Raw genomic sequence first — 13,901 nt, 5'->3', positions numbered from 1 at the left:
AGGAAAAGCTGCCCCTATGATTTCCAGCTCCGAACACGCCCGCCTGCTGCGGCTGGCGACCCGTGCCTCGGTGGCGGTGGCGTGTACGCTGATCGTCGCCAAGGCTATCGCCTGGTGGTTGAGCGGCTCGGTGAGCATGCTCGCCGGGTTGACCGACTCGACGCTCGACGGCGTCACATCGCTGCTCAACCTGCTGGCAGTGCATTACGCCTTGCGCCCGGCCGATGACGACCATCGTTACGGGCATGGCAAGGCCGAGTCGCTGGCAGGCATGGCTCAGGCGTTGTTCATTGGCGGCAGTGCGGTGTTGGTTGCAATGCAGGCGATTGACCGGCTGCAACACCCGGAGCCGGTCGGCGCGCCGTGGATCAGCATCGGGGTGATCCTGTTTTCCCTGGTGCTGACGGTGGCGTTGCTGATGTTGCAGCATCGCGTGGTCAAGGCCACCGGCTCTAACGCGGTGCGTGCGGACTCGCTGCATTACCGCTCGGACCTGCTGCTCAACGGCAGCATTCTGGTGGCGCTGGTGCTGGCCGGGGTTGGCTGGCATCAGGTCGACCCGTGGTTCGGTCTGGGAATTGCCGCGTACATTCTCTGGAGCGCGATTCAGATCGCCCGGGAAAGCTTCACGGTATTGATGGATGAAGAACTGCCACCGGATGTCAGTCAGCACATGCTGGAACTGGCGTGCAGCGTGCCGGGCGTTCTGGGGGCGCATGATTTGCGCACGCGGATTTCCGGCAACCAGTGGTTCGTGCAACTGCACCTGGAATTGCCGGGGGATTTGACACTGTCAGTCGCCCACGGCATCAGCGATCAAGCTGCCGATGCCATCCACGCCGCCTACCCGCGAGCCGAAGTGCTGGTGCACGCCGACCCGCAGGAAGTGGTGAAAGCCGCCAGGGCTCAGAACTTGACCTGATAACCGCGACTGCCCAGGCAATTGCCCTGGGCCTGACGGTAGGCTTGCACCACCGAAGGGTCAGGTTGGTAAGTGTCGGCGCGTGGGTCAAAACCGCTCTGCTGAACCGCGTATTGATAGCACTCGTAACCGTCCTGACTGACCTGTTCCGGCGACTGCCCGTTCGCCGGGTACGCTTCGACGTCATAGCCATTGCTGGACGATTGCGGCAGCGGTTGTCCCGGCGGTTCGACCACGACGTAATCCTGAGTGTTCTCTTGATAGGCGTAATACGAACCGGCGGCGAGGAACAGCAATGCCCCGCCAATCCACACTTCACGGGCGTAATCGGGCAGGTAGCTGACACGAATCCCGCGCGGCGGCTGCACCACCACGTAACGCGGGCCTTGCGGGCGATACCAGTAGCCGCCGGAATAGAAGTAATCCCGACCGCCGTAAGGCACGCGGTAATCGCGATCCGGGAAACGATCGATCACCTGACCAGGCCGATACTGCGGACCGGGGCCCCAGCCGTTGCCGTGACCATTCGGGCGGCCTGCCCAGTAATGATCATTGGGGTGTGCGCCCATACCGCCGGTTTGCCACTGCTGGTTGTATCCGTTGTTGCGCGGATTGTCCTGATAGTAACCACGCTGCGGCTGCTGGGTCTGGCGCACGGTATCGGGCCGCCCCTGAATCGGCAGGTCATTGGCGGGTAATTGCGGCGGCGGTGGCGGCGAGCGAACCGGGTTGTTGTAGTCGTGCTGCGGTCGTGGCTGGTTCTGGTTCTGCCATTGACCGTTGTTTTGGTTTTGGCCGTCTTGTTCAAACTGGCGGCTGTTTTCGCCACGAATGATCTCGTTATTCTGCGGGCGTTGCTGATTGTTGCCATGCCCCTGACCGTTGCCCTGATGGCCGTCCGGCCCATGCTGCCCGCCATCGTTTCCACGGTTTTGCTGATCATCGGCCAGCGATTGTGCAGCGACACCAACACACAGCAAACCAACACCGGCCATACGCCAGATGCGCGACTTCATGCTTTTCCTCACTGCGGGTTAGGGCCTGTACGTAAGACTGGAAAAGCACAGGCCGGTTCTGCAACAGGTTATCAGTCGCGAAACTTATTTATTGAGGGCAGAACAGAAATCGCGGGCAAAAGAAAAGGGAGACCCGTCGGCCTCCCTTTGAGAACTTCGTCCGTGCTCGACGCTTATGACGCCGGCTCACCTCACGCCGTCTTCTGGACAGTGTGCAGCTCGGGGGCCGGCACATCCCCGGTGGGGGTGGCGGCCGCGACTGGCCTGATTGGGCGAGTCGCTGTGGACTGTTTGTCCGAGCAGTGATTCTGGTGATAAGAATAGGCCTGAAGCGCCGGCAGAGGATTGCGAAGATTGCTCAAATAAACATCACTTGCGCAATTTTTAACCCTGGATAGATAATCTGCCGCAATAGTTACGACAAAGGCCTGATTGATGAGCAAACTCGACCGATACGACTTGAGCATTTTGGCGGAATTGCAGCGTGACGCGCGCATCTCCAACCAGGAACTGGCCGAACGCATTGGCCTGTCGCCTTCGCCATGCTCGCGCCGGGTCAAGCAACTGGAAGACGACGGCTACATCACCCGTCAGGTCGCCCTGCTGGACCGCAAAATGCTCGGCTTGAGCCTGACGGCCTACGTGCTGATCGGCATGGATCGACACACACCCGAGCGGTTCGAGAACTTTGAAGCGGCGATTCGTACCTTGCCGCAGGTGCTGGAATGCAGCCTGGTGACGGGGATGGATGCGGATTATCAATTGAAGGTGGTGGTGCCCGATATGGATCACTATCAGAAACTGCTGCTGGGGCACCTGACCCGGATTGAAGGGGTGACGAGTGTGCGGTCGAGTTTTGTGTTGAATCAGGTGCTCAATAGCACTGAATTACCGCTGACTCATCTGCGCAGCTGAGGACGCCATCGCGAGCAAGCTCGCGATAGGGCCGGCACAAGCGACGAATGACTGCGACACACCGACGCAGGTCAATACTTCGCCAATCCCCCGTGGCGTATACTCGCCGCGCCCTTTTAGCCGCGCCTGCGCTGGAGATGTTCGATGGATCCTGCAGTATTTGAAGAGTGGATGATGACTGGCCTTGTCAGCATCCTGATCATTTTCATGGGTTTCATCGTCTGGGATCTGGCGAAGAAGTCCAAGGCCGGGCGCTTTGGCTCGATGATTCTGTTCTTTGTGCTGGGTCTGGGCGTGGCCGCGTTCGTGATCAAAAGCGTGGTGATCGGCCTGATCGAATCCGGCACGTTATAAACGCGCCGGCACTTCCTTCCACTGGCCCTGATCGAGCCCTTCGATCGTCCAGTCGCCAATCCTGACCCGCACCAGCCGCAATGTCGGCAAGCCGACCGCCGCCGTCATGCGCCGCACCTGACGGTTTCGCCCCTCGCGAATCACCAACTCCAGCCAACTCGTGGGTACGCTTTTGCGAAAACGCACCGGCGGGTTGCGTGGCCACAGCTCCGGTTCTTCAAGCTGCCGCGCCTCGGCCGGCAGCGTCATGCCGTCATTCAGTTCAACGCCATCACGCAAACGCTGCAATTGCTCGGCACTCGGCTCGCCTTCCACCTGCACCCAATAGGTCTTGGCCAGTTTGTGCTTCGGGTCGGCGATCCGCGCCTGGAGCTGGCCATCGTTGGTCAGCAGCAGCAAGCCCTCGCTGTCGCGATCCAGCCGTCCTGCCGGGTAGATTCCGGGAATCTCGATGTAATCCTTGAGCGTCGCCCGCCCTTCGCCGTCGCTGAATTGGGTCAGCACGTCGAACGGTTTGTTGAACAGGATCAGCTTCGGCTCGGCCGGCGGCGCCTTGGCGACACGGCGCGGGGCTGAGGATGGAGTATTCGCGCCAGGACGGCGAGGAGCGGGACGTGGTGGACGGGGCATGGGGAAAGAAACATCTAACGGTCAGGGCTGCTAATGCTAGTGCTCTGACCGTTAAATGACCATGACTGTTAGCGGAACGGTGGCTCGTCGAAGCTGCGCAGTTTGCGCGAGTGCAGCGAGTTGAGTTCGGTACGCAACAGGTCCACCGCTTCGATGCCGATCTTCAAGTGCTGGCTGACCGCGCGTTCATAGAAGGCGTTGGCCGAGCCCGGCAGCTTGATTTCGCTGTGCAACGGTTTGTCCGAGACACACAGCAACGTGCCGTAAGGCACCCGCAAACGATAGCCTTGGGCGGCGATGGTGCCGCTTTCCATGTCCACTGCCACAGCGCGAGACAGGTTGATCAACGGACGTTCCTGCGCCCAGCGCAGTTCCCAGTTACGGTCGTCGTACGTCAGTACCGTGCCGGTGCGCAGGCGTTTCTTCAGCTCGTCGCCTTTTTCGCCGGTGATATTGGCCGCTGCTTGCTGCAACGCCATCTGCACTTCAGCCAGGGCCGGAATCGGAATATTCGGCGGCACGACCCGGTCGAGAATCCCGTCGCGGCGCATATAAGCGTGCGCCAGCACGTAGTCGCCAATGGTCTGCGACTGACGCAAGCCACCGCAGTGGCCGATCATCAGCCAGCAATGCGGACGCAACACCGCCAGGTGGTCGGTGATGTTCTTGGCGTTGGACGGGCCGACGCCGATGTTCACCAGCGTCACGCCGTGGCCATCGCTGGCGATCAGGTGATAGGCCGGCATCTGGTAACGATGCCAGACCACACCCGCGGCAATCGCCGAGGCTTCGCCGTGGTCCATGCTTTTTTCGATGATGACGTTGCCGGGCAAGACCATGCGTACAAAACGCGGGTCGCTGCGCAATTGCTCCAGGCCATGGACGATGAACTGGTCAACGTAGCGGTGGTAGTTGGTCAGCAGGATCCACGGCTGCACATGACGCCAGTCACTGCCGGTGTAATGCACCAGTCGACGCAGGGAAAAGTCCACCCGCGCGGCGTCGAACAGCGCCAGCGGCAGCGGGTCGGTGTTTTCCCAATCGTACAGGCCATCGGCGATGCCATCGGTGGCGGCAGACAAATCGGTGCTCGGGAACACCCGCGCCAGCACGGCAGCGGTCACGCCGGAGCCGGCCAGTTCATCGCCCTGCTCGACCACGTACGGATAAGGAATGTTCTGCTGGCTGACGCCGACTTCGACGGTCACGGTGAAGTCGTGCATCAACGGCACGAGTTGTTCCAGCAGGTATTTACGGAAAGCGGCGGGATGGGTGACGGTGACGCTGTAGGTCCCCGGCAGTTGAACCTTGGCGTAGGCGCGCGTGGTCTGCGGGACTTCGCCCTGGCAGTGATAGGTCAGACGCAGTTCGGGATAACGAAACATCGCACGCTGTTCGGCGTCCGGCTCGACACGATCCTTGAGGTAACGCTTGAGCGCCTGGTTCAGCGCGGTGGTTGCACGATTGTGCAAGAGCGCAAGCCGGTCCACGGCTTGCTCGGCGGTTTGAACGACAATAAAAGCTTCGGTCACGATCAGCATCCTGTGTTCTGACTTGCAGACCTTCATCTTGCCTGCATCGTCGCTTCACGGGAACAGTGGTGGCTACACAAATGCCAAGTCCAGCGCAGATCCAATGTGGGAGCGGCGGTGTTCATGAAACCGTGGTCAGAAACCTTGCGGAGTCGACCGCGCGACAATCGCCTCTACATCCAGCCCACGCGGTAGCGCGCCATACACCCGCCCCGCCGATCCCAGGCGACTGGCAATAAACGCATCGCTGACCGCCGCATTCCCCGCCTCCAGCAACAACTTGGCCTGAAGCCCCAGCGCGATGTCTTCGGTCAATTGCCGCGCGCGGTATTGGATGTCGCTGGTGTCCTTGAACGCCACCTGCAACTGGCTGATGTGCGCGGCCAGGCGTTTGTCGCCATGACCATCACCCAGTTCGCTGAACAACACATCCAGCACACCCGGCTCCTTCGACAAGGCGCGCAACACGTCCAGGCACTGCACATTGCCGGAGCCTTCCCACGTCGAATTGACCGGCGCCTCCCGATACAGGCGCGGCAGGATGCTTTCCTCGACGTAACCGGCGCCGCCCATGCATTCGGCGGCTTCATTGATCATCGCGGGCGCGCGTTTGCAGATCCAGTATTTGCCCACTGCCGTTACCAGCCGGGCGAATTTCGCTTCATGGCTGTCGTCCAGATGATCCAGCGCCTTGCCCATGCGCAGGCTCAACGCGAGGGCGGCTTCGCTTTCCAGCGCCAGATCGGCGAGCACGTTTTGCATCAACGGTTGTTCGCTGAGCAGCTTACCGCCAACGCTGCGGTGCGCGCAGTGATGGCTGGCCTGGGTCAGGGCCTGACGCATGAGCGCGCTGGAACCGACCATGCAATCGAAGCGGGTCATGGCAACCATCTCAATGATGGTCGGCACGCCACGTCCTTCTTCGCCGATCATCCACGCCAGTGCCCCACGGAATTCCACTTCGCTGGAGGCGTTCGAGCAATTGCCCAATTTGTTTTTCAGGCGCTGGATGTAGAACTGATTGCGCGTGTCGTCGGGGCGATGGCGCGGCAGCAGGAAACAGGTCAAACCCTTATCGGTCTGCGCCAGGGTCAGGAAGGCATCGCACATCGGCGCCGAGCAGAACCACTTGTGCCCGACCAGTTCGTAAGCCTGGCCCGGGCCGCTGGCGCCGACCGGATAAGCCTTGGTGGTGTTGGCGCGCACATCGGTGCCGCCCTGCTTCTCAGTCATGGCCATGCCGATGGTCACACCGGCCTTGTGCGCCATGCCGACATTGCGCGGGTCGTATTCGGTCGAGAGGATTTTCGGCAGCCACTGCTCGGCCAGATCCGGTTGCAGGCGCATCGCCGGGACGCTGGCGAAGGTCATGGTCAACGGGCAACCGCTGCCGGCCTCGGCCTGGCTGTGCAAGTAACTCATGGACGCGCGGGCCACATGCGCACCGGCCTGCGGATGTGCCCAGGGCAACGACGTCAGTCCGTGCTCGACGGCGGTGCGCATCAATTGGTGATAGGCCGGGTGGAATTCCACCAGATCGATACGATGACCATAACGGTCATGGCTGACGAATACCGGTTTGTTTTGATTGGCGAGGAACCCGGCCTCCATCAGCGGTCCGCCGGCCAGTGCGCCATAGGCGTCGATCCGCGACTCGGCCCAACCGGCCCCGAACCGTCGCGACCACTCCTGCAGCGGCAGGTCGACGCGGTAGAGGTTAGTGCCGTCCAGCGACGGTGGCTGGTTGGTGACTTCGTGGGTTTCGGCGAACTGATGCAGGTTCATGACGGGGCTCCTTTGGGTCAGCCAAGGGATTCAGTTAAGCACTGCCCCGGGGCTGAACAAAGTGGCATATCCGCCTAACTGTCGGCGCTTTCGCCCTGTCTTGGGCACAACACCCGGCGATAGAGCGCGGCCTGCAAATCTTCGAATTTCACCGGTTTGTTCAGGTAATCGATCATGTCGCCGGTCGGGCAGCGTTCGCGATCGACGCTGAGTGCGATCACGAACACTGGCAACTCGGCGCAACCCGGCAGGTCGCGGATCTGGCAGCACAAAGAGCGGCCATCCAGAGACGGCAGCTGGCAGTCGAGCAGCACCGCGTCAAAGGTTTCACGCTGCAACTGATCGAGCGCGGCCGCGCCGTTGTCCGCGGAACGCACCCGAAACCCGAGTTTGAGCAACATCCCGCGCATCACCAACTGGTTGACGCTGTTGTCGTCGACCAGCAGCACGCTGCAATCCTGAGGCAAGCGCAAACGCGCAGGATCACCACTCATCAATGGCACGGGCGGGCGCTCTACCACCGGCACTTCAAAGTCGACATCCAGCTGGAACCGGCTGCCACTGCCCGGCTCCGAACGGTGTGTCAGGCGCCCACCGAGCAATTCGACCAGTTGCCGGCAAATCGCCAGGCCTACGCCCAGGCCGCCGTATTCGCGAGTCATCGAACCATCAAGCTGGAAGAAACGCTGGTACATCGTTGCCTCCCCCAGGTCGGTGAAACCGATGCCGGTGTCGATCACCGCAAACGACAACGACAGCCGCCCGTTTACCACCGGTTTGCCGGTCACCCGCAGCGCAAGCCCACCGACCCGGGTGAACTTGATCGCGTTGTCCAGCAGGCATTCCAGGCACTGCGCCAGCTTGGTGCTGTCGCCGTGCAAGCGGTCCGGCAGCCCCGACGTGACGTCGACTTTGAAGTCCAGCGACTTGCTCGAGGCATTGCCCTCGAACTGCGCCCGCAAGGCATCGACCACACCGCGCAAGCTGAACGTTGCCGGCATGGCCTTGAGCTTGCCGGCCTGCAACTCGGTCAGGGTCAGGATGCCGTTGACCATGCGCATCATGTCCCGCGCGGAGCCGGCGGCAGTCTGCTGGTATTGCTCCAGTTCCGGGTCCATCTCGACGGTCTGCATCAACTCCAAAGAACCGATCACACCGTTCATTGGGGTGCGCAATTCGTGGGTGAGGGTGGCGAGAAATTCGTCCTTGAGCTTGTTACTGTGGGCCAGTTGCTGGTTCAGCACTTCGAGCTTTTGGCCGGCATCAAACAACGTTTGCGCCTGCTGCTCGCGCATGGCGTTGATGCGATCGGCCAGGGCCAGCGATAGCAAGGCGACTTCGATCGCCGAGCCGATCTGGCTCGAATACATGGTCAGGAACACGTTGGGCAGGTAACCCAGCACCATCAGCGTGTTGACGATGCCGCCGAGCAAAAACGCCGACCAGGCAATGATGAAGTAGCGGGCTACCCGCAGGCCGCGAAGCCAGGCGCACAACCCGGCGGCGAAAATCACCACGGTGAAGGTCAAGGCCAACGCTGTGGCCAGGCGTAGAGACAGGGCGTAACTGGCCATCAATGACAGCCCGATCACCACCGCGCCGAATGCAATCAATGCCAGCAACAAGCGGTCGAGCCAGCGACCGTAGGACCCGGTCTGCAGGAAGCTGCGGGCGAACTGGCTGCCGAACAGCCCGGCACAGCCGATGAAAAACGGCGTGGCCGCGTTGGCCCACCAGGGATTGTTCGGCCAGAAATACTCCACGGCCGCGCCGTTGACTGACAGCTGATACAGGCCAAACGAGGCGATGTAGAAGATGTAATAGAGGTAACTGGTGTCTCGCACGCTGAGGTAGATGAACAGGTTGTACACCAACATCCCCAACAAGACGCCGTAGATCAGCCCCAAGACGTAGAGGCGCACCGGTTGTTCTTCAAGAAACGCGGTGCTCGACCACAAGGTCACCGGCGCCTGAATCGAGCCTTCACTTTGCAGGCGCAAGTAGACGGTTTGCGCCTGGTCTGGGGTGAAATTCAAATCGAACAGGTAGTTGTTCTGGCGGATCTCGCGAGTGGCAAACGGCAAGGCATCACCGGTCTGCCGCACCAATTGATAGCTGCCGGTTGCATCGGGCAAGTACAGATCAAGGTGATCGAGGGGCGGATAGGCCAGTTCGAGCAACCAGGTGCGCTGCGCCGCGGGGTTGGTCGGGCGGTAATGCAAATCGATTTTTAGCCAGAACACCGAACGCGAGTACCCGGCGTTGAGCGTGGCTTTGTCGTGGGGTTGGAAGTTTCCGGCCGCAGCCTGCGCACGAACATCAGCGATGGTCGCCTGACCACCCGCGTCTTCGTACACCTGCATGACTCGGCCCAGGGGAAGGCTCTGGGTGAATTCGTCGAACTCGACGGCGCTCGCCATGAGGGGCAAGCAAAGCAGCAACATCAGCAAATAGCGCATTTAAGCCCCAGCGTGGCCTGTCCGGTTATCTCAGGAAGCCCCTCATTCCCTTTGAGTAGACGTAAAACCGGCATTACCTGTTATTGGTTTGGATCCACTCTAGCATAGCCGTTGATGGCCATTGAACACCATTGAAAATTTTACTGTAGAGGCTCTATTACGGGCATTCCAGCGACAAATTTTGCGCAAAATCAGCTGGGTTGGTCAGGTTGTACCGATGCATCGGCCGTTTTACACATTCCTGTATCCGCCGGCCGCAGGCTTCGCCAGCGGCTTCAGGGTCCGTCTCATGACTCGCTGGTCGACTGGTGGTAAGCTCGCGCACCATGAATATCTACAGCTCTCGCCCCGTTGTCCTCTGTCTCTCCGGCCACGACCCAAGTGGTGGCGCCGGCTTGCAGGCAGATATCGAAGCCCTGCTCGCCCAGGGTTGCCATGCGGCTCCGGCCGTCACCGCCCTGACCGTGCAAGACACGGTCAACGTCACTGACTTTCGCGTCCTCGACCGTGAGTGGGTGTTGGCCCAGGCCAATGCCGTGCTCAACGATTCCGAAGTCGCCGCGGTCAAACTGGGCATGCTCGGTTCCCTGGAGATGGTCGACACCGTTGTCGAACTGCTCTCGGCGCACCCGCATTTGCCGGTGGTCTGCGACCCGGTGCTGCGCGCCGGCGGTGGCGGACGACTGGGCAAGGACGAAGTCGGCTACGCCATGCGCGAACGCCTGCTGCCCCTGTCCATCATCGCCACCCCTAACCTTCCCGAAGCGCGCATCCTCGCCGAACTGCCAGAAGGCACGGCCGACGAATGCGCCGAAAAACTGTTGCCGTTCGTCAAACACCTGCTGATCACTGGCGGCCATGGCGACGAACACGAAATCCACAACCGCCTCTACTGCCGCGACGGTCGCCGCGAAACCTTTACCTGCCAGCGCTTGCCCGGCAGCTATCACGGTTCCGGTTGCACGCTGGCCAGCGCCCTGGCCGGTCGTCTGGCCCAGGGTGAAAACCTCGCCAGTGCGGTACAGACCGCGCTTAACTACACATGGCGAACCCTGCGCGATGCGGAGCAATTGGGCAAAGGCCAGTTCGTGCCGCGCCGTCTGCCCCTGGATTTCTGCTCGTAACTATTGATGCGTAAAGCGCCGAGGCTTGTCCGATGAAACTACGTGGCCTGTACGCCATTACCGATAGCCAGTTGCTGGCCGGTAAATTTCTTTCGTACGTGGAGGCGGCGCTGGAAGGCGGCGTCACCCTGCTGCAATACCGCGACAAGAGCAGCGACGAGGCACGGCGTCTGCGTGAGGCTGAAGCGCTGCGTGTTTTATGCGAACGCTACAAGACTCACCTGATCATCAACGACGATGCCGAGCTCGCTGCACGCCTGAACGTCGGCGTGCACCTGGGCCAGACCGATGGCCCACTGACCCCGGCCCGTGCCCTGCTCGGTCGCCAAGCCATCATCGGTTCGACTTGCCACGCGCAGCTCGAACTTGCCGAACAGGCTGCAAAAGAAGGCGCCAGTTACGTCGCCTTCGGCCGTTTCTTCAACTCCAACACCAAACCCGGCGCACCGACCTGCAGCCTCGACTTGCTCGATCAGGCCCGCAGCACACTGCACCTGCCAATCTGCGCGATTGGGGGCATTACCCTGGAAAATGCCGCGCCACTGGTAGCCCACGGGGTTGATCTGCTGGCGGTTGTCCACGGTCTGTTTGGCGCCGAGAGCGCTGCCGAAGTGACCCGCCGCGCCCGCGCTTTTAACGAATTACTTAAAGTCTGATTTGAGAGCCCGACCATGTCTCGTTCCGAAACCCTGTTTGCCAATGCCCAGAAACACATTCCCGGTGGCGTGAACTCGCCTGTGCGCGCATTCAAAAGCGTGGGCGGCACTCCGCTGTTTTTCAAACACGCTGAAGGCGCCTACGTCACCGACGAAGACGACAAGCGTTATGTGGATTACGTCGGTTCCTGGGGCCCGATGATCCTCGGCCACAGCCATCCGGACGTGCTGGACGCGGTGCGTAAACAGCTGGAACACGGCTTGTCCTACGGCGCCCCGACCGCGATGGAAACCGAAATGGCGGATCTGGTCTGCTCGATCGTACCGTCGATGGAAATGGTGCGCATGGTCAGCTCCGGCACCGAAGCGACCATGAGCGCGATTCGTCTGGCCCGTGGTTTCACCGGCCGCGACAGCATCATCAAGTTCGAAGGCTGCTACCACGGTCACTCCGACAGCCTGCTGGTCAAGGCCGGCTCCGGCGCGCTGACGCAGGGCGTACCGAGTTCGGCCGGCGTGCCGGCGGACTTCGCCAAACACACCCTGACCCTGCCATTCAATGACATCGACGCGGTCCAAACCATGCTCGCCGAAGTCGGCCAGGACGTGGCGTGCATCATCGTCGAGCCCGTGGCGGGCAACATGAACTGCGTACCGCCGGCGCCAGGTTTCCTCGAAGGCCTGCGGACCCTGTGCGACAAGCACGGTGTAGTGCTGATTTTCGACGAAGTGATGACCGGTTTCCGCGTCGCCCTCGGCGGCGCACAAGCGCATTTCGGCGTAACGCCGGACCTGAGCACCTTCGGCAAGATTATCGGCGGTGGCATGCCGGTCGGCTGCTTCGGCGGTAAACGCGAAATCATGTCGCACATCGCGCCACTGGGTCCGGTGTACCAGGCGGGCACGTTGTCCGGTAACCCGCTGGCCATGGCCGCCGGCCTGACCACCCTGCGCCTGATCAGCCGTCCGGGCTTCCATGCCGAGCTGAGCGACTACACCAGTCGCCTGCTCGATGGCCTGCAACAACGCGCCGATGCGGCGGGTATTCCATTCGTGACCACGCAGGCGGGCGGCATGTTCGGCCTGTATTTCAGTGGCGCCGACGACATCGTGACCTTCGATGACGTAATGGCCAGCGATGCGGCGCTGTTCGGTCGCTTCTTCCATCTGATGCTTGAAGGTGGCGTGTACCTGGCGCCGAGTGCTTTCGAAGCCGGCTTTACCTCGATCGCTCATGGCGAAGCCGAGTTGAAACTGACGCTGGATGCCGCTGAGCGTGCATTCGCCGCATTGAAATAATCGCTGCGCCGCTGACGCTGGCGACTGCCAGCGTCAGTTTTTACCTACATTCACACCGTTATTCCTACGCTTCTGCCAATAATCTCCCGCAAATTGGGCGATATATTCCCCGCGCAGCAGAAAAACGAGTAAAGACTTTGTAAGGTTGGCCCTGCTTATTTCATAATGCGCGCTTATTGGATCCCTCGATGGGTCCGCGCGCCCTTCAGAGGTAAGTCGATTCTCATGAACCGCACCGGCCGCGCCCTTGCACTGGGCTGCCTGTTGCTCCTTCAGCCCCTGCTCGCGCACGCACAAGCAGGCGGCAACTCGTTGTTAATCCCAGCGATGGGTCGCTGCACCCTCAATACTCAGCCGCAAGACCTGACGCAAGCGCTCGCCGCCTGCCAGAAAGCGTCGGATGAAGGGGATGCACAAGCGCAATACGAGTTGGGTGAGTTCTACTACGAAGGCAAAAACGCGCCACGCGACCTCAATCAGGCCCTCAGCTATTTCGAAAAAGCCTCTCTGCAAGGCCACGCCCAGGCGCAATTCAAACTGGGCACCATGTTCTTCCATGGCGAAGGTGTTCAGGCCAATAACGTTCAGGCTTACATTCTGCTGAAAATGGCTGCGGTCAACGGTGCTGAAGATGCGCTGGACACCGCCGACGAAGTCACCGAGAAAATGCCGCGCGAAGAGCTGGAAGTGGCAACCCAGGTGCTGGGGCAAATCTTTCGTAAATACCTGATGGAATTGCAGAATGCGGATGGGCGAACGCCTTTTTCACCTTTACCCTGAATCCAGCTCGGGCCCCTGTGACGAGGGGGCTTACTTCTCAGGCATCGGCATCGGAAACGGCATGACATTGCCGACCGCGCCACGCGCTTCGCTGATTTTCGGCGTGCCCAGGCGCTCGACCTCGTCGATGCGCACAATAGAATGCATCGGCACAAAACTGCGTACCACGCCTTCGAACTGAGCCTTGAGCTTCTCTTCGCTCGGATCGACGACCACTTGCGTGCGCTCGCCAAAGACGAACTCTTCCACTTCCAGAAAGCCCCACAGATCACTTTGATAGATCTGCTTGGCATACATTTCGTACACCTGGCCCTGGTTGAGGAAAATCACCTTGTAGATTGGAGCTTCACGTTTGGTCATGGTGGGCGAGCAACACATTTGGGATAAAAATGAGGGCGCGAACTATAGCATAGCCACCGGACGCACAGC

The 13,901-nt window shown here is 60.8% G+C and carries 13 protein-coding genes; 7 read left to right on the top strand and 6 right to left on the bottom strand.

Going from position 1 to position 13,901, the window contains the following annotated elements; all coding sequences use genetic code 11:
- Window positions 1-16: 16 nt before the first annotated feature.
- Entirely contained in the window at window positions 17-922 is a 906-nt protein-coding gene (locus tag J2X66_RS26455) for a cation diffusion facilitator family transporter (RefSeq protein WP_310270534.1), read from the top strand.
- On the opposite strand, the gene J2X66_RS26450 is transcribed toward J2X66_RS26455, so the two are convergent.
- Window positions 907-1,938, bottom strand: coding sequence for a DUF6515 family protein (locus tag J2X66_RS26450; protein ID WP_310270531.1), 1,032 nt, complete (start codon window positions 1,936-1,938; stop codon window positions 907-909). The two genes, J2X66_RS26455 and J2X66_RS26450, sit on opposite strands and share 16 nt — an antisense overlap.
- A 435-nt stretch (window positions 1,939-2,373) precedes the next feature.
- On the opposite strand from J2X66_RS26450, the gene J2X66_RS26445 reads away from it, so the two are divergent.
- Both J2X66_RS26445 and J2X66_RS26440 read left to right on the top strand, forming a co-directional pair.
- The gene (locus tag J2X66_RS26445) at window positions 2,374-2,853 is read left to right on the top strand and encodes an Lrp/AsnC family transcriptional regulator (RefSeq protein ID WP_007894448.1); all 480 of its coding nucleotides are present in this window, start codon (window positions 2,374-2,376) and stop codon (window positions 2,851-2,853) included.
- Between the two features lie 144 nt (window positions 2,854-2,997).
- Window positions 2,998-3,207, top strand: coding sequence for a DUF2788 domain-containing protein (locus J2X66_RS26440; protein ID WP_027924271.1), 210 nt, complete (start codon window positions 2,998-3,000; stop codon window positions 3,205-3,207).
- Here the strand turns inward: J2X66_RS26440 and J2X66_RS26435 are convergent.
- The 4 genes from J2X66_RS26435 to J2X66_RS26420 form a co-directional block, all read right to left on the bottom strand.
- Window positions 3,202-3,837, bottom strand: coding sequence for a pseudouridine synthase (locus J2X66_RS26435; protein ID WP_027924272.1), 636 nt, complete (start codon window positions 3,835-3,837; stop codon window positions 3,202-3,204). The genes J2X66_RS26440 and J2X66_RS26435 overlap by 6 nt on opposite strands.
- 68 nt (window positions 3,838-3,905) lie before the next feature.
- Window positions 3,906-5,405, bottom strand: coding sequence for an AMP nucleosidase (amn, locus tag J2X66_RS26430; protein WP_185045067.1), 1,500 nt, complete (start codon window positions 5,403-5,405; stop codon window positions 3,906-3,908).
- Between the two features lie 99 nt (window positions 5,406-5,504).
- Complete coding sequence (locus J2X66_RS26425) at window positions 5,505-7,154, bottom strand: acyl-CoA dehydrogenase family protein (protein WP_310270523.1); 1,650 nt, start codon at window positions 7,152-7,154, stop codon at window positions 5,505-5,507.
- Window positions 7,155-7,228: 74 nt separating this feature from the next.
- A complete protein-coding gene (locus tag J2X66_RS26420; protein WP_310270520.1) occupies window positions 7,229-9,613 on the bottom strand; it encodes a 7TM diverse intracellular signaling domain-containing protein in 2,385 nt (794 codons plus the stop codon).
- A 326-nt stretch (window positions 9,614-9,939) separates the two neighbouring features.
- On the opposite strand from J2X66_RS26420, the gene J2X66_RS26415 reads away from it, so the two are divergent.
- The 4 genes from J2X66_RS26415 (at window position 9,940) to J2X66_RS26400 (ending at window position 13,472) form a co-directional block, all read left to right on the top strand.
- A complete protein-coding gene (locus J2X66_RS26415; RefSeq protein ID WP_310270517.1) occupies window positions 9,940-10,737 on the top strand; it encodes a hydroxymethylpyrimidine/phosphomethylpyrimidine kinase in 798 nt (265 codons plus the stop codon).
- A gap of 32 nt (window positions 10,738-10,769) precedes the next feature.
- Entirely contained in the window at window positions 10,770-11,393 is a 624-nt protein-coding gene (gene thiE / locus J2X66_RS26410; protein ID WP_310270514.1) for a thiamine phosphate synthase, read from the top strand.
- A gap of 15 nt (window positions 11,394-11,408) precedes the next feature.
- The gene (hemL, locus tag J2X66_RS26405) at window positions 11,409-12,692 is read left to right on the top strand and encodes a glutamate-1-semialdehyde 2,1-aminomutase (protein WP_310270511.1); all 1,284 of its coding nucleotides are present in this window, start codon (window positions 11,409-11,411) and stop codon (window positions 12,690-12,692) included.
- Window positions 12,693-12,917: 225 nt separating this feature from the next.
- Complete coding sequence (locus tag J2X66_RS26400) at window positions 12,918-13,472, top strand: tetratricopeptide repeat protein (protein ID WP_310270508.1); 555 nt, start codon at window positions 12,918-12,920, stop codon at window positions 13,470-13,472.
- 30 nt (window positions 13,473-13,502) lie between these two features.
- Here J2X66_RS26400 and J2X66_RS26395 read toward each other — a convergent pair whose 3' ends face one another.
- Entirely contained in the window at window positions 13,503-13,832 is a 330-nt protein-coding gene (locus J2X66_RS26395) for a DUF1820 family protein (RefSeq protein WP_007894425.1), read from the bottom strand.
- Window positions 13,833-13,901 lie beyond the last annotated feature (69 nt).

This window comes from Pseudomonas sp. 3296 (assembly GCF_031456615.1).
GTDB lineage: Bacteria > Pseudomonadota > Gammaproteobacteria > Pseudomonadales > Pseudomonadaceae > Aquipseudomonas > Aquipseudomonas mucoides.
Note: the sequence above shows the minus strand (reverse complement) of the source record. Positions and strands in the feature narration are given on the sequence as shown.